Here is an 18,694-nt window from a genome sequence, read left to right on the forward strand (position 1 = left end):
TCGTTACGCTGACCCAGATGGCTACACCCACCGGACTTGCAACCGCCTTAATGGCCCCGTCGTCGGGCGTTCAGCTTCGTTCGTCGATCGCCTGCGCTCAGTGGCGGAAGTGGCGCATGCCCGTGAAGACCATGGCCAGCCCCTGTTCGTCGGCGGCCGCGATGACCTCTTCGTCGCGGATCGAACCTCCGGGCTGGATGATCGCGCTCGCACCTGCCTCGGCTGCGGCGAGCAAGCCGTCGGCGAAGGGGAAGAACGCATCCGATGCGACCGCGCTGCCAACCGTGCGGCTCTGGTCCCAACCGTATTTCTCCGCTGCCTCGGCTGCCTTCATCGCGGCGATGCGCGAAGAATCGCGGCGGTTCATCTGTCCCGCGCCGATACCCGCGGTTGCGCCGTCCTTGGCATAGACGATGGCGTTCGACTTGACGTGCCGCGCGACGGTCCAGGCGAACAGGCAATCCTTCAATTCCTGCTCGGTGGGCTCGCGCTGGGTGACCACCTTGAGATCGGCTTCGGTGATCGCGCCATTGTCGCGCGTCTGAACCAGCAGGCCGCCAGTGATCGGCTTGACTGCCAGCCCGCCGCGGCGGGGATCAGGCAGGTCGCCGGTAACCAGCAGGCGCAGGTTCTTCTTCTTAGCAAACGCCTCGCGCGCCGCATCGCTGACCGCGGGGGCAATCACGACTTCGGTGAAGATTTCGCAGATCGCCGCTGCGGTGGCGCCATCGAGTTCGGTGTTCACCGCGACGATGCCGCCGAAAGCCGATACGCTATCGCAGGCAAGCGCGTGGTTCCACGCCTCGAGCAAGGTCGCAGCCTGAGCCACGCCGCAGGGATTGGCGTGCTTGACGATCACCACTGCGGGATCGCCGCCGGCGAATTCGGCGCACAGTTCCAGCGCGGCGTCGGCATCGTTGTAATTGTTGTAGCTCAGTTCCTTGCCCTGCAGCTGCTCGGCCTGCGCGATGCCCCGGGCATGCGGACCCACGGGCGTGTAGAGCGCCGCCTGCTGATGCGGGTTTTCGCCATAACGCAGCTCGACGGGCGCCTTGCCGTTGATGGCCAGGAACTGCGGAAAACGCTGCTCTTGGTCGGCAAAGGCGAACCACTGGCTGATCATCGAATCATAGGCAGCGGTGGCGGCGAAGGCCTTGGCTGCGCACTGGCGGCGGAAATCGAGCGAGGTCGCGCCCGATGCCTCGAGCTCGCCCAGCAGCGCGGGATAGTCGGCGGGGTCGGTGACGATGGTGACGAACTGGTGGTTCTTCGCCGCGCTGCGGACCATGCTCGGCCCGCCGATATCGATATTCTCGATGATCTCGTCACGCCCTGCGCCCTTCGCCACGGTCGCCTCGAACGGATAGAGGTTGACCACCACGAGGTCGATCGCGCCGATGGCGTGCGCTTCCATCGCCGCGGCGTGTTCGGGATTGTCGCGCACGGCGAGCAGGCCGCCATGGACCATCGGGTGGAGCGTCTTCACGCGCCCGTCCATCATCTCGGGAAAGCCCGTCAGATCGGACACGTCGCGCACGTCGAGCCCCGCTTCGCGCAGCGCCCTGGCAGTGCCGCCGGTCGAAACCAGTTCGACGCCCCTCGCGGCCAGAGCTTCGCCCAGCTCCACCAAGCCGCTCTTGTCGGACACCGAGAGCAGTGCCCGCTTGATCGCCACGTCAGCCACGTAAAATCACCCCATGCGTTTGAGCAGCCAGGGGAACCGTCCCCCGCTGCGCGATGTCAGCCCTTCGACGACCAGTTGCTTGGTGGCGCGCGGGCGGCCCTGCCCGTCGACCCACAGACTGTCCTCGATCGCGATATGCGCCTCGCCGCTATCGCCTCCGAGACGGAATTGCCAGTAGCTTCCATCGGGCAGCGCGAGCCCCGCGCCGCGCCGGTCGTCGGCCAGTCCGGCTTCGATCCCCGGACCGAGGTGGAAACGGATTGCAAAGGATATCTTGCCCCGCTTGCCCTGCCGGCCCGAAGGTTCGAGCACGTCTTCGCCGGACAGCCCGCTGCCGTCCGCGCCAAGCAGGAGGGTGCGCCGGTGGATGAGGCCATAGCGTGCCGCATAGCCATTGTGCGACGCTTCCAGCCGCGCCGTGTCGCGGCCCTTTTGCTTCACCGTGGTGCGAGCGATATCGACTTCCTCGACACCCTTGCCGATCTGCCCCTTGATCAGGACGGCAGTGGAATTGGCATCGTCGAGCACCAGCGTCGAATGGGCCGCGGTGCCGCGCAGGCCCTGCTCGATCCGCACGGGCACCTGCCCGCCGGCCAGTTCCCCGCCGCCGCAATTCACCACCACGCGCTGCTCTGCGTAGGACAGCTCGAATGCCAGCGTCGAGGCGCAGCCGTAGCGCGAATGGCGCGAACGCGGCGGGGGCGCGGCATCAAGCACCAGCGTGGCCTTGCCGGCATCGACGCGCTGGTATCCCCAGTGCTTGGAATCCTTCCCCGGCCGCGCGCGGATGCCGCTTGCTGCGACGAGCGCATCGACCCGTGCCGCCGAAGTGGCACCGGCGCCCTGCCAGCTGCCCAGCCCCCGGTCGCCCATCCGCAGCGCGAGCAGGGGCGGTACGAGCAGGCCGAGCATGGTTTCGAGCGCCGGCGGAGGATCGCGATCGACTGCCGCATAACAGGCGCGCAGGTCGATCAGCAGCGCGATCGCATCCATCTGCGCGAGCGGGCTCCGCGACAGGACGCCGCCATCTTCGGCCACCAGTTCGCCCAGCGCGCGCAGCAGGCCGGCTTCGCCGAACACGCGCCGCGGGCGACCGTCGGGCAGCAGCAGGCCGGCCGCCACGATGGCGCACCAGCCCGCGACGCGGCCCAATCGGTCTTCGGTATTGGCGACCTGTCGGTCGAGATAGCGGGCAGTGGCTTCCATCGCTGCCAGCGTGCGGGCACGCAGCCCCGCATCGCCGCCGAGCAGGAGCGGCGCATTGACCAGCCAGCCCAGCAGCCGCAGCCCGGCGTGTTCGACAGTCCACGCCGGACCGCGGGCCGGCACCGGATTGGCCTTCAGCCACCGCGCCAGCAGCTTTTCACCGATCCCGGCGCATTCCTCGCGCGGGGCACAGGCCCCGAGATCGCGCAGCCAGGTGAACCCCTGGACCGCGCGCTGGACTGGCGGGGTCAATGGTGCGTTGCTGGCGAAGTCCACCTTGTCGACGGGAACCTTGAGCCCGTGAACGACGAACTGGCCCGCCCGCAGCGCCATGCCCGCCCCGCGCTCTCCGCGCAGCGGGCTGGACACCGTGGCCAGCAGGCGCGGCGCGGCGGGCTTGCGCAAAGGGGCGGCGAGCACCGAACCGGGCACACCCATGCGGTAAGCCAGCCGCAGAACCGCATCCACCGGCCCGGTGCGCGGCGCTTCGAATTCGGCCAGCACCAGCGCGCGCGCCGGTTCGAGCGGGACCGCTTCGGGCAATTCCTCCGGTTCGGTCTCGACCAGCGGTTCGTGCACTTCGCCGAGCGGCAATGCAGGCGCGGCGCTTTCATCGGGCGCGGCGCCTCCCTTCAAGAGAGTGCGCACCCCGGCGTTCACGCCTGGCCCTTCAGCGCGGCGATATTGGCGGCATAGCGCTCCGGCCCGCCCTTGAAGGTCGCCGAACCGGCCACCAGCACATCGGCGCCGGCATCGACGCACAGCCGCGCGGTCTCGGCGTTGACCCCGCCATCGACTTCGAGATGGATGGGCTTGCCCAGTTTGTCGATCCGCTCCCGGATCGCTTCGACCTTGCGCAATTGCGAATGAATGAAGCTCTGCCCGCCGAAGCCGGGATTGACGCTCATCACCAGCACCAGATCGACATCTTCGAGGATGTAGTCCAGCGCCTCGACCGGCGTGCCGGGATTGAGCACCACCCCTGCCTTCTTGCCCAGATTGCCGATCGCCTGCAGCGTGCGGTGGATATGCGGCCCTCCTTCGGGATGGACCGTGATGATATCCGCGCCGGCTTCGGCGAAGGCTTCGAGATAGGGATCGATCGGCGCGATCATCAGGTGCACGTCGAACGGCTTGTCGGTATGCGGGCGCAGCGCCTTCACCACAGCGGGGCCGATGGTAATATTGGGGACGTAATGGCCGTCCATTACGTCGACATGGATCCAGTCCGCCCCGGCAGCGTCGATGGCGCGCACTTCCTCGCCCAGCGCAGCGAAGTCGGCAGACAGGATCGACGGGGAAATCAGCGGGGTGGTCATGGCGGGCGTGGGGCCTCGGGTCGCGGGATAGCCTGGGCCTGCCCTACGCGCGCGAAACGAGGGTTAACAAGCGACCCGTCCCGCCTTTTCCACATTGACCACGCGCTGGATGAGCGCCGGGGCAGGGAATTCAGGCCCAATTCAGCGCGATTTGATAAACCGCACGTCATATCGGAGAACAAACAGCCGATCGGGCGCATGCGCGCCGAACCCTTTCCAGTTGAAGACGGACCCTGATCCTATGAACCGCAATCTCGTCGCCATCGTCGGCATTGCCACGCTTGCCATCGCCGGGCTCGCAGCCCCGTCCCCGGCCGAAGCGCAATATCGCCAGAAAATCACCAACGATGCCGCCAAATGCGCAGCAGGCGCAGGTCCCGCGGTCCGCGTCACCGTGACCGACATCAAGGAAAGCAAGGGCACGATCCGTGTGCAGAGCTATCGCGGGACGAAGGAAGACTGGCTCGAGAAGGGCAAGTGGATCTACCGCATGGAAGCGCCCGCCAAGGCGGGATCGATGACCTTCTGCATGCCCGTGCCCAAACCGGGGACCTATGCCATCGCGGTGCGCCACGATGTGAACGGCAATGGCGATACCGATATCTTCGCCGACGGCGGGGCGATGTCGAACAATCCCAGCATCAACATCTGGAACCTCGGCAAGCCGAGCTACACCAAGACCCGGTTCGATGTCGGAACGGGTGTCGAAACTATGTCGATCCGCATGCGCTACCGCTGAGCGCGGCGCTTGCGCCACAGTTCGAACAGCGCACCGGGCGCTGCGAGCAACGGATGCCGCGCGCGAAACGGCGTGACTTCGAGCGTTATGCCGGTGTGGCGCTGGAGCTTCCACGCGGCGTAATCGGCAGCGCCATCGAAGGTCGTGGTGGCCTTGGCCAGCCGCAGCAGGTTGAGCGGCTTGCCCAGCCGTGCGCGGCGGCGCCACCACTGCAGTACGCGCGCGCGTTCCGCCGCCGGCAGGTCGGGCTCGTACAGGCCATCATGGCATGCAAAGGCGATCCCGCCCGCCTCCCAGGCAAGCGGCAGCAGGCCATCGAAATGCGCCGCGTTCACCTCGAGGATGGCGTTCTCGCGCCCCGGCTTCTCCACCCGGAATTCGGCCTGGTAGGTCGCACGGAACAGCGCCCGCCAGAAATCTTCCGCAGTGCCGCGTGATGGACCGACCGCCGCCGCCAGCTGCGCTGCGGTTATGGCTGCTGCACCGAGCGCTGCCAGCACCTGGCTACGCGCCTCGTCATGGGCGGACCACACCAGCGCCGACGGCTGCACGAACCGCGCCCAGATCGTCGTATCGCGCGATCCGCCGTTCGCGGCCTGCGCGAACTGCTGGAGCGACAGCGTGGCGATCTTGGCCCTGAGCCGCACCCCTGCATGATCCCATTCACGGTAGCTGACGCGCGGCCAGATCGCCTCGCGCTGGTCGCCGGGCAGGAGCACATAGAAATCGAGCACGCCGTCAAGCGATCCGGTACGCAGGTTCGACCCGTAGAACAGGACCGCCTGCGCACCCGCCTCCTCGCCGAGCCGGCGGGCGTAGGCCGCGACCGCAGCGTCGACCGGCCGCTCGAGTGCGGGTGCGATGCGATTGGCGAGGGTCTCGCTCACGTGCTGACGAAAGTAAGTTCCGGGCCCTGTTCGACGCGGTAGCGCCCGGGCGGAAAGGCTTCCCCGTCGAGGATGACGGGTTCGGCGACATCGACAGCCAGCCCTTCGGCATCGAGCTGGTGCAATCCCGCGCGGGACAGCCATTTCGGCCGCCACCCCATGAGCACTGCAGGCAATATCGCCAGCACCGAGCGGCGCGGACGATCGAGTACGGCCAGCTTGAAGCCGGGCCGTTCGGGCCCGTAAAGCTGGATGCCCATCGGCATGCGCTTGAGCGTCGAGACCAGCAACACGTGGCGCCGCGCGGGATTGCCCGAGGCGGAGCGCGGCACCGGCTCGCCCGAGGGCAGGAAATCGAGTTGCATTGGCGTCCCTCGCCGCCACTTGTTGCGGTCGGTCCCGAACAGGGCCTGCAGGATTCCCCATGCGCTGGTCGCCCCCACGGCAAGGCTGTTGAAGAAGCCCAGCGAATGCGCGTCCTGGCCGGCCTCGATACCCAGCGTGAACGCGCCCGCGCCGAAGATGAACCCGAGCATGGTCGGATCGTCATGGCCTTCGCGGCTCACGGCCAGCGGGCGGCGGACCAGCCGCCGGCCGGAACCGTAGGCCTCGATCGCCCCTTCGAGCGACCAGTCGGCCGGGGCGCCGAGATCGACGTTGAGCGCATTGGTCTTGCCCTTGGGCAGCACGGCAATCGCCGGCCAGCGGTCGGCAAACACCGCCTGTCCCATGGTCAGCACGTCGCGCACCGTGCCATCGCCGCCGTTGATGATCAGGAAATCGATCCCGTCCCGTGCGAACCCCGCCAGCGCATGCGCGATCTCCTCGCGCGTGCGCGGCTGCGCGACCATGACGGTGTCGGCGCCGGCGCAGGCCAGGTCCTGCCCCTGGTTGCGGTGGCTGCGCGGATTATAGATGATGCCGATGCGCGGCTCGCGCGTCTGCGGTGCACGGTAGACCGACCGGCGCTGGGGCGCTGCCGGGGGAGTGCTGCGCATGGGCAGGCTGTCGAAATTGTAGATTTGCCGGTCCATCAACCTTGTGCCTTAATCCGCCCCGCGGGCGCATACCTAGGGCATTTTCGTCATATTGTAATGGTGGGGCACAGGTTTCTTGGCTTGAGGATATCTGTCAGTAGCGGTTCCGCAGCCCACCATCGGCGGCGCGTGTCTACCCTCACCATGTCAGATGCTTGCGGGTGCTCGGATACCATAGTCATGTTCCCATGAGATTCGAAACCGGCGGGCTCCAGGCGAGTGCCGAGATCATGGATCGGTTGAAATAGACTGAGTATGATGCAGCGCAGCTGCGAGTTGAGATGCACCGAAGCTTTGTGTGCAGGAAGCCTGCAAGAGCCGCCGATTGCCGTTCCTTCCGACATCGCAATGTCGCAACGGCAATTCGTTTCGCGATACTTCCCAAGCTGACGCGTGGTGCACCCGACAGGATTCGAACCTGTGGCCTCTGCCTTCGGAGGGCAGCGCTCTATCCAGCTGAGCTACGGGTGCTGGTCGCCGTGGCGAGGGGAGCGCTTAGCAAAGCGTATTCATGCTCGCCAGTGCTAAAACGGCCTTTGCCCAGCCTGGCGCCGCCGCGCGTTAGGCTTTTTGCAAGATTGCCCGTGTACCTCCGCCAGCATGAATGCGCTGTCCAACGAGTTCGACCTGGCCGAAGCCACCATGCTGTCGCCCGATACCGGGACCGCGGGCGAGCCCGACCCCGCGCTGGTGACCGAGCAGTGGGAAGCAGTTCATGAAGCAGCGGCCGCGGTCGGTGTTCTCGCCCAGCTGGGCCGCGAAACGATCGCACCCGAAGTCGCCGACCTGCCGCAACGCGCGGCGCGCAAGGGCGGTTGGCACTATGCCATGGCAGCGCGCGGCATCGACGACATTGCCGCCTTCATGCAACCGGGCCTGCGCGCATTGCTGGCGCTGACCGCCAAGGGCCAGGACACCACCGCCGCGGCGCTGACGCTGTGGCGCGAATTCCACGCGGCGCGCTGCGCCATCGGCGAGCTGGTCGAGACCGCCTGAAGCCACTTCTCCCCGGCACGCTAGGCGTGTCCGTGCGCAGCGTGAAGTGTTCCTGCCCCAACCCTTGACCACGTTCCTCCTATGTTCCAGTTCGGGGGCATGAGCGAATCAACCCTGGCAGCCACCATGGCAAGCGACGTCGCCCGCGGAGTAGCGCGGCTGTTCGCGCGCAACGATATCTGGTGCCTCACCGAAATGCCGCTGCGCAATGGGCGGCGCGCGGACATGATGGGGATCGACGCCAAGGGGCAGGTGATCATCGTCGAGATCAAGGTCCAGCGGGGCGACCTGCTGGGCGATGGCAAATGGCCCGATTATCTCGATTTCTGCGACCGGTTCTTCTGGGCCCTGCCCCCGGGGATGGATCGCAGCCCGCTCGAAGGCGACGCATATCGCCCCGATTGCTGCGGCATCGTCGTGGCCGATGGCTATGACGGGGAAATTGTCCGTCCCGCCCCGCTCCATCCGCTGGCCGCCGCGCGCCGCAAGCTCGAGGTCGAACGGCTCGCACGAACGGCATTGCGCCGGGCGCGCGTGGCGCTCGATCCGCAATGTGCGCCCTGGGGTACGTCCGAGTAGAACTTCGCCTGTTCCCCCCGGCGCCGCGCGGGGCTAGGGTCGGCCCATGCCCTGGGCCGCCATTCTCCTGTCCGCTGCCGCCATGACCGCGATCGTGGCGCTGCGCTATCTTGCCGCCAGCGGGGCCTTCGCCTTCGTCACCGCGCGGGTGCGCCCGGGGTACCACGCACGGCTGGGCCCGCAGATCCGCCGCGAAATCGGCTGGTCGCTGGCGTCCGCGGCGATCTACGGCATTCCGGCAGGCATCGTCGCCTGGGGATGGCAGACCCACGGCTGGACCCGGATTTATACGCAGTGGGATGCCTATCCGCTGTGGTATCTGCCCGTCGCCGTGCTGTTGTACCTGCTGGCGCATGACACGTGGTTCTACTGGACTCACCGCCTGATGCACCGCCCCAAATGGTTCCGGAAAATGCATGCGGTCCACCATGCCAGCCGTCCGCCCACCGCCTGGGCGGCAATGAGTTTCCACCCGTGGGAAGCGATAACCGGTGCCGTGGCCATCCCCGCGCTGGTGTTCCTGATCCCGATCCATGTCGCCATGCTGGGCACGGTGCTGCTGATCATGACGGTCATGGGAGTGACCAATCACATGGGGTGGGAGATGTTTCCGCGCCGACTGGTTCATTCCAAGTTAGGCGAGTGGGTGATAACTGCCAGCCACCATCAGCGTCACCATGAAGAGTACAGATGCAATTACGGCCTCTATTTTCGCTTCTGGGATCGCGCCTGCGGGACCGATCGCGGGCTCAGCCCCAACGCCTGAAGAGGGCGGCGGCACTTGCCCTGATCCCGGCCGGCGCCGCGCTGGCTGGGGCGGTGCCCGCTCCCCCGGCGGGCCCGGCTACCAGTGTGCAAGCGCCGGGGGCGACGATCACGATCACGGTGACCGACCTGCGCAGCGCCAAGGGCATCGTGCGCGCCTGCATGACTGCGGACGAACACAGCTTCCCGCGCTGCCGCGGCGTGGCGGGCGCATTCGGCGCGACGGCGCAGGCGCGCGAGGGCAGCGTCTCGTTCACCTTCCGGCACGTCCGGCCGGGGCATTATGCGATCGCGCTGCTTCACGACGAGAACAACAACGGCAAGGCCGACCGCGCGCTGGGAATGATGCCCCGCGAAGGGTTCGGCTTTTCGCGCGATGCCAAGGTGCGCATGGGTCCGCCGAGCTTCTCCGATGCCGCGCTCGACCTCGGCGGGAAGGATCGCGAGCTGACCATCCGGATGCGTTACATGCTCTAGACCGCCCGCATTTGCCTGCGGCATTCGGGACCCATGGTTAATTTCCTTTACCCGATGTTTACCGCGCCAGTCGCATAGCGGCCCCCTACGAGCAGAACTCTTCGGGGACAGACGCAGTGATAGACAGGCTAGGCGGCTTTTTCGGCTCGCGCGATGTGGACGAGGACTTCGACGACGATATCGAGGACTTCGACCCCGTCCCCGAACCGCCACCCTCGCCGGTTGGCCAGGATGAGCGCCGCATGCAGGTGCGGGCTTATAATCACTGGGCAAGCCTGCTCGGCGAATTCGACCTGCCGCTGGTCGCCGACCTCGATCCCGACGCGCTGCCCGATTTCGGCCCCTATTCGGTCCTGCTCGACCTGACCGGCGACATCGACGACCCGCAGTTGCGTTTCGTGGGGCGCGAGCTGGCCAGCGAAGCCGGGCTGACCGGCGCATGCCCCGAGCTGCTTTCGGCAGTGCCCGGACGTTCGGTGCTGAGCCGAATTACCGACCATTACCTGCAGATCCTTGCCAACCAGGCGCCGATCGGGTTCGAGGCGGAATTCGTCGGGGCAAGCGGTGCCGCCCTGCTGTACCGCGGGATCCTGCTGCCCTATTCGAGCGACCGCCAGACGGTCGATTTCATCTATGGCGTGATCAACTGGAAGGAAATTGCCGACCAGCATACCGCCGACGAGCTGTTGCTCGCGATCGACCAGTCGCTGGCCATGCCCGAGGAAGCCGACAGCGGCAGCGAACGCACGCTCGAAACCGCCGAAACTCTGACCCGTGCAACGCGCGAGGCAGCGGAGGCCGAAGTGCTCGAGCTGGGCGTCACGCACGTGCTGGAGCATCGTGAAAACCTGCCCAGCCCCGCCTTCGGCTCGATGATGCCCGGCGCCCATATCGACCTCGATGACGAAATCGGCCTCGACGACGAATTCGCAGCCGATCTCCCGACCGCGAGTCTGCCCGCGGCGACTGGCGGCGGTGGCCGGGTCGACGCCCTGGGCAACCGCGTCGGCGGGAACGCCCCCAGCGACGATGACGGACTGGACGACAGCGGCGAGTTCGACAGCGCGATCAAGACCGCTGCCGATTACGGCCTGCCCGACTGGGACGACGAAGAGGACGAGGGCGATGTCGACTCGGTGGTCGACCCCCTGGCCGATGAAGATACCGCAAGCAGCCTGGTCGCGCTGGTCAATCGCGGCGATCGCACGAAGAAGGCGATCGACCTTTCGCTCGATGGCGGCGGCGCGGCGATCCCACAGGCCTTCGAACCCGCCGAACCGGCCCCGCCGCCGGTGCCGCAGGCGTTCGAACCCGCGCCCGGCATGCCCTTCGACGCCGAGGAAACTGCCGAGCCGATGGGGGCCGAGCTCTCGATTCTCGCGGAAAAGCCCGGAGCGCCGGAGCGCGACATTTTCGTTCCCGAACACGAGGCGCCGGCCCCGCAGCCAGCCGACAGCGCCGCGAACGAACCGCCTGCCGGGCTTTACGACAGCCTCGCCGCCGCGCGCGAAATGGCGCAGGCCGCGCAGAACACCGAGGACCGCAGCCGCAAGACGCTCTACGAAGCGGTCGGACGTGCGTATGACTTCAGCCTTGCCGCGCAGGACAATCGCGCCGACTTCGAGGCGCTGCTCAGCGACAACGGCCTGGTCCAGCAGGACCGCGCGCCGATGACCCCGGTGGTGAAGCTCGTCTTCGGGGCGGATTACGACAAGACCCGCCTGACCGAATACGCCGCCGTGCTGACCCATGCCCATCGCCGGCAGGTCGAACCGGGCGGACTGGCCAGTTTCCTGCGCCAAGCCGACGGCGGGCTGAAGGGCGTGGTGCAGGAGGAGCGCCGCCTGCGCCGGGAAGAGCAGGGCAAGCCGGTCGAGGACAGCCGGGTCGTTCGCCCTGCGCTGGCGCAGAAGCTGCGCGACGCGGACGCGCTCGAAATGGCCGACCTCGAGGAACACGATGGCGCCGAATTTGCGCTGGTCATGGTGCGGCGCACGCCCGAAGGGGCGCTGGAAATCATCGGCGAAGTGCCCGACGACGTGCCGCTGGTCGAACGCGCCGCGCGCAAGCTGCTGGGCTAGCAGGGCAAAGCGGGGAAAAGGCTTGTCGGGTCCGCGCTGCTCCGGCTAGCGCCCGGCGCATGCCATTCCTTCCGACCGCCCCCGTCCGCATCCAGCCCTATCTCGGCTATCGCAACCGCGAGCGCCTGCACATTACCGCACGCGCCCTGCGCTCACGCGTCGGCAAGTTCGAGAAACGCAGCCGCTGGCGTGCTGCGAAGACGATGATCGGCCAGTTCGCCAGTCACGAGGTCGCCGACATGCCCGTCGAACTCGAGATCGCGCGGCCGGGCGCGCCGCCGCAGCGGCACCGGGGCCTGACCGACGCGGAGGGGTTCGTCCGGTTCGATATCGAGTTCGATTCCGCATGGGATTACGACGAGCACCCCGCCTGGGAAACAGTGGTCTTCCACTGGCACACCGGCGACGAAGACCAGTGCATCGATGCGCATGTCCTCGCCCCGGGCGACGATACCGGCCTGGCGGTCATATCGGACATCGACGATACGATAATCGAAACCGGCATTACCGGCGATTTCCGCAAGGTGATGCGCAATTGGCGGCGCGTGCTGATGCAGATGCCCGAAGAGCGCATCATCGTGCCCGGCGCCGATGTTTTCTACAATGCGCTGGGCGGCGGCGAGGTGCTGGCCGAAGGCGCGGGCCATGTCGGCGATCGGCAACCGGCCACGCACCGGCCGTTCTTCTATGTATCGTCCAGCCCGTGGAACCTGTTCAGCTATCTGGTGACCTACATCCGCGGCCGCGGCCTGCCGCTGGGCCCCATCGCGCTGCGCGATTGGGGGCTCGATCGCGCGACGTTCGGTTCGTCGAGCCATGGCGCGCACAAACGCACCGCGATCGAGGGCATTCTCGGCACCTTCCCCGATCTGAAGTTTGCGCTTATCGGCGACGACAGCCAGGGCGACCTGACGGCCTTTGCCGATATTGCGCTGTCGAACCCCGGGCAGGTGCGGGCTATTTTCATCCGCAAGGTCGGCGAGACGATGAGCCCCGAGGAACTGAACGCCAAGGCCCAATTGCGCGCTGCCGATGTGCCGCTGTGGCTGGGCAACAGCTACGACACCGGTCACCAGTTCCTCGCTTCGATCGGCCTGCTGGCCGATGACGAGGCAACGGCCATCGTCGATTCGGTCGAGGCCAGCGACCCGGCGCGGAAATGAGCCGGGGCATGAAAATCTTCATCGCACTGCTCGCCGTCGCCCTGCTGGCCGGAGCGGCGCTGCTGGTGGCAATCCGCACCAACGGGCCCGCAGTGCTCAACGCGCTCGACCGGGTCACGGGCGGCAGCCGCGATGTCGCACTGGTCGCCCGGACCACCTATGGCGAACATCCCGCACAGAAGCTGCGCATCTATGCGCCCGCGGATGCGGCCGGCCCGCTGCCGGTATTCGTAGTCGTCCATGGCGGCAGCTGGAGCTGGGGCGATCCCGACGATTACGATTTCGTTGCCCGTGCGATTGCGCCGGCAGGCTTCGTGACGGTGCTGGCAGGGTACCGGCTGGGCGAGGACGGGCGCTATCCCGCCATGCTCGAAGACACGGCGGCGGCGATTGCCGAAGCGGCGAGGCTGGCGCCGCAATATGGCGGCGATCCCGCGCGCATCGTGATCGCCGGGCATTCGGCGGGGGCGTACAACGTCGTCCAGGTGGCGCTGGAAGAACGCTGGCTGGCAGCCAGCGGGGTGCGCCCGGCCGGAGTGATCGGCCTGTCGGGACCATATGATTTCTACCCGTTCGACAGGCCGTCGGGCGAAGCCGCATTCGGATCGGTCGGTGCCGGGCCCGAGAGCCAGCCGATCAACCATGCGCGCGCCAATGCGCCGCCGATGCTGCTGGTCCATGGCGAACAGGACACGCTGGTCAAACCGCGCAACACCCGCGTGCTGGCGGCCGCGCTCGACCAGCTGGGCGCACCGGTCGAAACGCTGCTCTACGATTCGTTCGATCACAACGCCCCGCTGATCTCGCTTGCCAGCCCGTGGCGCGGTTCGCGCGATGTGGATGACGCGGTAATCGCCTTCGCGCAGCGGCACACCGAGGTTTCAGTTCCGGTTCAGGCTCAAACCCCCTAAAGCAGTCGCGATGCGTCTGATCGCCCGCCTGCTCGCCTTCCTTGCAGCTGCAACGCTTGCGGCCCAGCCGCTCGCCGCCCAGTCGATCCTGCGCGACGCCGAGACCGAGGCCTTTCTCGACGAGATTTCCGCCCCGCTGATCGAGGCCGCGGGCCTCGAGCCGGACAATGTCGACATCGTGCTGATCAACGATCCGTCGATCAACGCTTTCGTCGCGGGCGGACAGGCGGTCTACCTCCATTCGGGGCTGATCGACGCCGCCGACAGCGCCGAGGAAGTGCAGGGCGTGATCGCCCATGAACTGGGCCACATCACCGGCGGCCATATCCTGCGTTACGGCGAAGGCATGGCCGCGGCTTCGCGCATATCGCTGCTGTCGATGATCGCCGGGATCGGCGCCGCACTGGCCGGTGCGGGAGACGCGGCCATGGGAATCATGATGGCCGGCCAGCAAGCGGCGATGGGCAATTTCCTGTCCTTCAGCCGCACGCAGGAATCTTCTGCCGATTTCGCCGGCGCGCAATATCTGTCGGACGCGGGGATTTCGGGTCGCGGCTCGCTCGAATTCTTCGGCAAGCTGCTCAACCAGGAATATCGCTATGGGTACAGCCAGAGCGACGAAGCCGGCTTCTATCGCACGCACCCGCTGTCGGGCGACCGTATTTCCGCGCTGCGCGAAGTGTACGAAGGCGATCCTGCATGGGAGCGTCCGCCCGATCCGCGCAACCAGGCGAATTTCGAGCGGGTGAAGGCCAAGCTGACCGGCTATATCTCGAAGCCTTCGGTGACGCTGCGCAAGTATCCGGAAACCGACCAGTCGATCCCGGCGCTCTATGCACGCGCCTATGCCTACCATTCGAACGCGCGCGTAGATCTGGCGCTCGATGCCGCCGACCAATTGCTCGCCAAGGACCCCGCGGATCCCTATTTCCTCGAGCTCAAGGGCCAGGTCCTGCTCGAATCCGGGCGCCCGCACGAAGCGCTCGATCCGCTGCGCCGCGCCACCGCGATGACCAATGCGGAACCGCTGATCGCGAGCCTCTTCGGGCATGCCCTCATCGCCACCGAGGACGACGGCAATTTCGAGGAGGCGGAACGCGTCCTGCGCGCCGCGGTGGGCCGCGATCGCCGCAATCCCTTCGCCTGGTACCAGCTCGGCGTGGTCTATGCCGCACGCGGGGATACCGCGCGAGCCCGGCTGGCCTCGGCCGAACAGCAGGTGATGAACCGCCAGTACGGGCTGGCCCTGCGCAGCGCGCAGGCGGCCGAATACGGGCTCGAGCACGGCACCCCCGACTGGATCCGTGCACAGGATATCGGCATGCAGGCGCGCGCGCTGCTCGAACGCCAGTGCGAAATGGAACGCGGCCGCGATTGCGCGCCCGGCTGAAGCGAACAAGGGGCACCATGAAGAACCATCTGCTGACTGCGCTGATCGCGCTGGGATGCGGCTTTGCGGGTGCGGCCCTGTGGTCGCTATCGGGGCTGGGCCATGACCAGACCCGCGAATATCTGATCGCCAATCCGCAGATCCTGCCCGAAATGAGCGAAGCCTATCAGCGCCAGGAAAGCCAGGACCGGCTGGCGGGCATTGCGGACGAGGTGCGCGAGCCATTCCCCGGGGCGGTGCTTGGCAATCCGGACGGCGGCACGGTGCTGGTCAAGTTCACCGATTACGGCTGCACCTATTGCCGCCAGTCGATTGCCGCGATCGATGAACTGATCGCAGGCGACCCCGATCTGAAGGTGGTGATCCGCGAATGGCCGATCTTCGATGGCAGCGAACAGGCCGCGCGCATGGCGCTCGCCGCAGCAAGGCAGGGCAAGTATCCCGCCTTCTACCACGCGCTGTTCGAACAGGGTCCCCCAAGCGATACCACGATCGCCCGGGCTGCGCAGATCGCCGGCCTCGATATCGAGCAGGCCCGCGCCTTCGCTGCGTCGGATGATGCCACCGGCGAACTGGCGCGCAACATGGCGCTGGCGCGCACGCTGCAGTTCACCGGCACGCCGAGCTGGGTGGCCGGTGGCGAGACGATCCAGGGGCTGGTCCCGCCCGAGCGCCTGGCCGAAGCGCTGGCCGCCGATAGCTGACCGCTTCGCAGCGGCTATTCCTGTTCGAGCGCCTTGGCATAGGCCGAGGCAAGCGGACGGGCCATCACCCGGCGCACCATCGGTTCGAAGAATTCGAGCGGTTCGCTGTCGTAATCGGGATCGAAGGCCGCCTGGTCGTATTTCTCGCAGAACAGCCGGCACGCTTCGTAATGCGGGTGACCGGTGAACTTGTCGCGCGCGTTCTGGTCCATGCCGAGGAAGTGGAAGTAGTAATACCCCTGGAAGGCGCCGTGGTTCTGGCAGATCCAGTGCACTTCCTCGCTGACGAAGGGCTTGATGATCGACGCGGCCACCTCGGGGTGGTTGTAGCTGCCCAGCGTGTCGCCGATATCGTGCAGCAGCGCCATCACCACATATTGCTCGTCCCGCCCGTCGCGGTGGGCGCGCGTGGCGGTCTGCAGCGAATGTTCCAGCCGGTCGACCGGGAAGCCGCCGAAATCGCCGTCGAGGAGCCTGAGATGGTCGAGCACGCGGTCGGGCAGCCCCTTCGCGAAGGCACGGTATTCGCCGCCGATGATCGCCCAGTCGTCGGCTGTGCCCTGTTTCATTTCGCGGAACTTGGCGCGTCCCGGTCCCGCTTCGTCGATAGTTTCCTGCACGCCCATCGCGTCTCTCCCTCGCTTCGGCTGTCACCGACGGTGTAGCGGCTGGCGCAATTCGCTGCAATTGCGCTAGGGAGGGTGGCTCATGGCCGTTTTGCCCATTCGTCCTACGCCGTTCTTCGCCAACAAGAACCAGGCGTTCTGGAACCTCCAGCTGGCCGGCTGGGGCGGGGCGACGATGCTGCGCGGGATGTCGGCGCTGGCCAATGGCCAGTCGCCCGACCGGCTGGTGATCATCCTGATCGCCACGATCACGGGCTTCTCGCTCAGCCTGATCCTGGCGGTGGCGTACGGCCGGCTGATTCGCCAGCGGCCGCTGGTTACCTGGGGCGCCACCGTGCTGGTGCTGGCTGCCGCGACCGCGGTATACGCCTTCATCGACAGCTGGGTGCTCGATGTCGCCGGCGCTTCGGCGGGCAGCGCGAGCTTCGCCAATCTGTTCGTCGGGATCTACTTCATAGACCTGACACTGCTCGGCGCATGGTCGGCGCTCTATTACGCAATCAATTTCTTCCTCCAGGTCGAGGAGCAGGCGGACCGGCTCGAACGGCTCGAAGCGCAGGCGACCAGCGCGCAGCTGGCCATGCTGCGGTATCAGCTCAATCCGCACTTCCTGTTCAACACGCTCAATTCGATCAGCACGCTGGTCCTGCTCAAGCAGAGCGAGACCGCCAACGCCATGCTAACCCGGCTCTCAAGCTTCCTGCGCCACACGCTGGTGACGCAGCCGGGCGGTAAGGTGACCGTGGCGCAGGAAATGGAGACGCTGCAACTTTATCTCGGCATCGAACAGATGCGGTTCGAGGAACGACTGCGGTCCAGCTTCCGGATCGAACCCGAAGCGGCCAAGGCGGAACTTCCCGCCATGCTGCTGCAACCGCTGGTCGAGAACGCGATCAAATACGGCGTCAGCCCCCAGGAGGAAGGCGCCGAGATCGACATCGTGGCGCAGGTCGTCGGACCGCGGCTGCGCGTGACCGTATCGGATACCGGCCCGGGCATGACCATGAACAGCGTCGAGGATGGCCTGCCCGCGGTGCGCCACACCCATGCCCGCCGCGATTCGACCGGGGTCGGCCTGGCCAATATCCGCGACCGGCTGGCCCAGGCTTACGGCGAGGAACACCGCTTCGAGATCCGCTCGCCCGAAAGCGGCGGGTTCTCGGTCCTGATCGAACTGCCTTACGAAACCAAGGAATCCCCCGCGTTAAGCGAGGCGCAAGCCGCACCCGCGCAGGCGCTGTCGCAGAAACCCTCGGCACCCCCGGCCGTTGTACCCTCACCCCTACCCCCGAAAGCACCCCAGACGACATGACCATCCGCACCATTCTCGTCGACGACGAAAAGCTCGCCATCCAGGGTCTCCAATTGCGCCTCGAACCCTTCGAGGACGTCGAGATCATCGACACCTGCCAGAATGGCCGCGAGGCGATCCGCGCGATCAAGACGCAGAAACCGGACCTGGTTTTCCTCGACATCCAGATGCCCGGCTTCGACGGTTTTTCGGTTGTGCAGGGCGTGATGGAAATCGACCCGCCGCTGTTCGTCTTCGTCACGGCGTTCCAGGAACATGCAATCCGTGCCTTCGAGGCGAATGCGGTCAATTACCTGATGAAACCGGTCGACGAGGACAAGCTCGCCGATACGATCGAACGCGTGCGCCAGCGGCTGGCGGAAAAGAAATCCACCGAGGAAGCCGAAAAGCTCAAGAGCGTGCTTTCCGAGGTCGCACCCGAAGCTGCGGAGAATCTCGCCGGGGAAGATCCCGAAGCGGCCAGCCGGTTCGAAAAGCTCATCAACGTCAAGGACCGGGGGCAGATCTTCCGGGTCGAAGTCGGCACGATCGAGCATATCGAGGCCGCTGGCGATTACATGTGCATCTATACCGGCGATAATTCGCTGATCCTGCGCGAAACGATGAAGGATCTCGAACGCCGCCTCGACCCGCGCAAGTTCCAGCGCGTTCACCGCAGCACGATCGTCAATCTCGACCAGGTGCGGCAGGTCAAGCCGCACACCAATGGCGAATGCTTCCTCGTGCTCGAATCGGGCGCGGAGGTGAAAGTCAGCCGCAGCTACCGCGACGTCGTCGCGCGGTTCGTGCACTGACTTGCTTTTCGGCCCCGCAACTGC

18 protein-coding genes and 1 tRNA gene are annotated in these 18,694 nt (G+C 66.5%); 12 read left to right on the forward strand and 7 right to left on the reverse strand.

The genetic code is table 11. The features are described 5' to 3' along the window. Window positions 1-97 precede the first annotated feature (97 nt). From purH to rpe, 3 genes are read right to left on the reverse strand one after another with little or no spacing between them, the layout of a single operon-like run. Window positions 98-1,684, reverse strand: a complete 1,587-nt coding sequence (gene purH, locus SJY12_RS10000; protein WP_397505268.1) for a bifunctional phosphoribosylaminoimidazolecarboxamide formyltransferase/IMP cyclohydrolase — start codon at window positions 1,682-1,684, stop codon at window positions 98-100. A 6-nt stretch (window positions 1,685-1,690) separates the two neighbouring features. Continuing rightward, window positions 1,691-3,526, reverse strand: coding sequence for a heparinase II/III family protein (locus SJY12_RS10005; protein WP_237452418.1), 1,836 nt, complete (start codon window positions 3,524-3,526; stop codon window positions 1,691-1,693). A 20-nt stretch (window positions 3,527-3,546) separates the two neighbouring features. Further along, window positions 3,547-4,209, reverse strand: coding sequence for a ribulose-phosphate 3-epimerase (gene rpe / locus SJY12_RS10010; protein ID WP_050601556.1), 663 nt, complete (start codon window positions 4,207-4,209; stop codon window positions 3,547-3,549). 241 nt (window positions 4,210-4,450) lie between these two features. Between rpe and SJY12_RS10015 the strand changes: the two genes are divergently transcribed. After that, entirely contained in the window at window positions 4,451-4,948 is a 498-nt protein-coding gene (locus SJY12_RS10015; protein WP_397505269.1) for a DUF2141 domain-containing protein, read from the forward strand. On the opposite strand, the gene SJY12_RS10020 is transcribed toward SJY12_RS10015, so the two are convergent. The 3 genes from SJY12_RS10020 to SJY12_RS10030 all read right to left on the reverse strand — a co-directional run bounded on the left by SJY12_RS10020 (window position 4,939) and on the right by SJY12_RS10030 (window position 7,343). After that, window positions 4,939-5,835 (reverse strand): hypothetical protein, encoded by an 897-nt coding sequence (locus SJY12_RS10020; RefSeq protein ID WP_397505270.1) that lies wholly within the window; start codon window positions 5,833-5,835, stop codon window positions 4,939-4,941. The genes SJY12_RS10015 and SJY12_RS10020 overlap by 10 nt on opposite strands. Further along, window positions 5,832-6,869 (reverse strand): diacylglycerol kinase family protein, encoded by a 1,038-nt coding sequence (locus tag SJY12_RS10025; protein ID WP_230832187.1) that lies wholly within the window; start codon window positions 6,867-6,869, stop codon window positions 5,832-5,834. The genes SJY12_RS10020 and SJY12_RS10025 overlap by 4 nt, the downstream gene beginning before the upstream one ends. A 397-nt stretch (window positions 6,870-7,266) precedes the next feature. After that, a tRNA-Arg gene (locus SJY12_RS10030) sits at window positions 7,267-7,343 on the reverse strand. A gap of 129 nt (window positions 7,344-7,472) precedes the next feature. Between SJY12_RS10030 and SJY12_RS10035 the strand changes: the two genes are divergently transcribed. The 9 genes from SJY12_RS10035 (at window position 7,473) to SJY12_RS10075 (ending at window position 15,938) form a co-directional block, all read left to right on the forward strand. Beyond that, window positions 7,473-7,868 carry a hypothetical protein gene (locus tag SJY12_RS10035; protein WP_050601547.1) on the forward strand — a complete coding sequence of 132 codons (396 nt, stop codon included), beginning with the start codon at window positions 7,473-7,475 and terminating at the stop codon, window positions 7,866-7,868. 99 nt (window positions 7,869-7,967) lie between these two features. After that, on the forward strand, window positions 7,968-8,447 hold the full coding sequence (locus tag SJY12_RS10040; protein ID WP_397505271.1) for an MmcB family DNA repair protein: 480 nt from the start codon (window positions 7,968-7,970) through the stop codon (window positions 8,445-8,447). A 46-nt stretch (window positions 8,448-8,493) separates the two neighbouring features. Continuing rightward, window positions 8,494-9,213 carry a sterol desaturase family protein gene (locus SJY12_RS10045; RefSeq protein WP_063506930.1) on the forward strand — a complete coding sequence of 240 codons (720 nt, stop codon included), beginning with the start codon at window positions 8,494-8,496 and terminating at the stop codon, window positions 9,211-9,213. Window positions 9,214-9,266: 53 nt separating this feature from the next. Next, window positions 9,267-9,689 carry a DUF2141 domain-containing protein gene (locus SJY12_RS10050; RefSeq protein ID WP_397505272.1) on the forward strand — a complete coding sequence of 141 codons (423 nt, stop codon included), beginning with the start codon at window positions 9,267-9,269 and terminating at the stop codon, window positions 9,687-9,689. 116 nt (window positions 9,690-9,805) lie between these two features. Beyond that, the gene (locus SJY12_RS10055; protein WP_397505273.1) at window positions 9,806-11,770 is read left to right on the forward strand and encodes a hypothetical protein; all 1,965 of its coding nucleotides are present in this window, start codon (window positions 9,806-9,808) and stop codon (window positions 11,768-11,770) included. Window positions 11,771-11,829: 59 nt separating this feature from the next. After that, window positions 11,830-12,933, forward strand: coding sequence for a phosphatase domain-containing protein (locus SJY12_RS10060; RefSeq protein ID WP_230832190.1), 1,104 nt, complete (start codon window positions 11,830-11,832; stop codon window positions 12,931-12,933). A gap of 8 nt (window positions 12,934-12,941) precedes the next feature. Beyond that, the gene (locus SJY12_RS10065) at window positions 12,942-13,844 is read left to right on the forward strand and encodes an alpha/beta hydrolase (RefSeq protein ID WP_397505274.1); all 903 of its coding nucleotides are present in this window, start codon (window positions 12,942-12,944) and stop codon (window positions 13,842-13,844) included. 10 nt (window positions 13,845-13,854) lie between these two features. Further along, window positions 13,855-15,234 carry a M48 family metalloprotease gene (locus SJY12_RS10070; RefSeq protein ID WP_050601541.1) on the forward strand — a complete coding sequence of 460 codons (1,380 nt, stop codon included), beginning with the start codon at window positions 13,855-13,857 and terminating at the stop codon, window positions 15,232-15,234. Window positions 15,235-15,251: 17 nt separating this feature from the next. Beyond that, on the forward strand, window positions 15,252-15,938 hold the full coding sequence (locus SJY12_RS10075) for a DsbA family protein (RefSeq protein WP_397505275.1): 687 nt from the start codon (window positions 15,252-15,254) through the stop codon (window positions 15,936-15,938). 14 nt (window positions 15,939-15,952) lie between these two features. Here the strand turns inward: SJY12_RS10075 and SJY12_RS10080 are convergent, their stop codons facing one another. Beyond that, window positions 15,953-16,564 carry an HD domain-containing protein gene (locus SJY12_RS10080; RefSeq protein ID WP_050601539.1) on the reverse strand — a complete coding sequence of 204 codons (612 nt, stop codon included), beginning with the start codon at window positions 16,562-16,564 and terminating at the stop codon, window positions 15,953-15,955. A gap of 82 nt (window positions 16,565-16,646) precedes the next feature. Between SJY12_RS10080 and SJY12_RS10085 the strand changes: the two genes are divergently transcribed. Beyond that, the gene (locus SJY12_RS10085) at window positions 16,647-17,876 is read left to right on the forward strand and encodes a sensor histidine kinase (RefSeq protein ID WP_082835605.1); all 1,230 of its coding nucleotides are present in this window, start codon (window positions 16,647-16,649) and stop codon (window positions 17,874-17,876) included. Continuing rightward, the gene (locus tag SJY12_RS10090; protein ID WP_050601538.1) at window positions 17,873-18,670 is read left to right on the forward strand and encodes a LytTR family DNA-binding domain-containing protein; all 798 of its coding nucleotides are present in this window, start codon (window positions 17,873-17,875) and stop codon (window positions 18,668-18,670) included. Before SJY12_RS10085 ends, SJY12_RS10090 begins: the two co-directional genes overlap by 4 nt. Window positions 18,671-18,694 lie beyond the last annotated feature (24 nt).

This window comes from Qipengyuania sp. R86523 (genome assembly GCF_044596365.1).
Classification (GTDB): Bacteria; Pseudomonadota; Alphaproteobacteria; order Sphingomonadales; family Sphingomonadaceae; genus Qipengyuania; species Qipengyuania citrea.

Excerpts from the sequence above, each read along its gene's own strand:
- rpe (WP_050601556.1), bottom strand. The coding sequence starts at position 4,209 with ATGACCACCCCGCTGATTTCCCCGTCGATCCTGTCTGCCGACTTCGCT.
- SJY12_RS10015 (WP_397505269.1), top strand. The coding sequence starts at position 4,451 with ATGAACCGCAATCTCGTCGCCATCGTCGGCATTGCCACGCTTGCCATC.
- SJY12_RS10025 (WP_230832187.1), bottom strand. The coding sequence starts at position 6,869 with ATGGACCGGCAAATCTACAATTTCGACAGCCTGCCCATGCGCAGCACT.
- SJY12_RS10035 (WP_050601547.1), top strand. The coding sequence starts at position 7,473 with ATGAATGCGCTGTCCAACGAGTTCGACCTGGCCGAAGCCACCATGCTG.
- SJY12_RS10040 (WP_397505271.1), top strand. The coding sequence starts at position 7,968 with ATGAGCGAATCAACCCTGGCAGCCACCATGGCAAGCGACGTCGCCCGC.
- SJY12_RS10045 (WP_063506930.1), top strand. The coding sequence starts at position 8,494 with ATGCCCTGGGCCGCCATTCTCCTGTCCGCTGCCGCCATGACCGCGATC.
- SJY12_RS10060 (WP_230832190.1), top strand. The coding sequence starts at position 11,830 with ATGCCATTCCTTCCGACCGCCCCCGTCCGCATCCAGCCCTATCTCGGC.
- SJY12_RS10065 (WP_397505274.1), top strand. The coding sequence starts at position 12,942 with ATGAAAATCTTCATCGCACTGCTCGCCGTCGCCCTGCTGGCCGGAGCG.
- SJY12_RS10070 (WP_050601541.1), top strand. The coding sequence starts at position 13,855 with ATGCGTCTGATCGCCCGCCTGCTCGCCTTCCTTGCAGCTGCAACGCTT.
- SJY12_RS10075 (WP_397505275.1), top strand. The coding sequence starts at position 15,252 with ATGAAGAACCATCTGCTGACTGCGCTGATCGCGCTGGGATGCGGCTTT.
- SJY12_RS10080 (WP_050601539.1), bottom strand. The coding sequence starts at position 16,564 with ATGGGCGTGCAGGAAACTATCGACGAAGCGGGACCGGGACGCGCCAAG.
- SJY12_RS10085 (WP_082835605.1), top strand. The coding sequence starts at position 16,647 with ATGGCCGTTTTGCCCATTCGTCCTACGCCGTTCTTCGCCAACAAGAAC.
- SJY12_RS10090 (WP_050601538.1), top strand. The coding sequence starts at position 17,873 with ATGACCATCCGCACCATTCTCGTCGACGACGAAAAGCTCGCCATCCAG.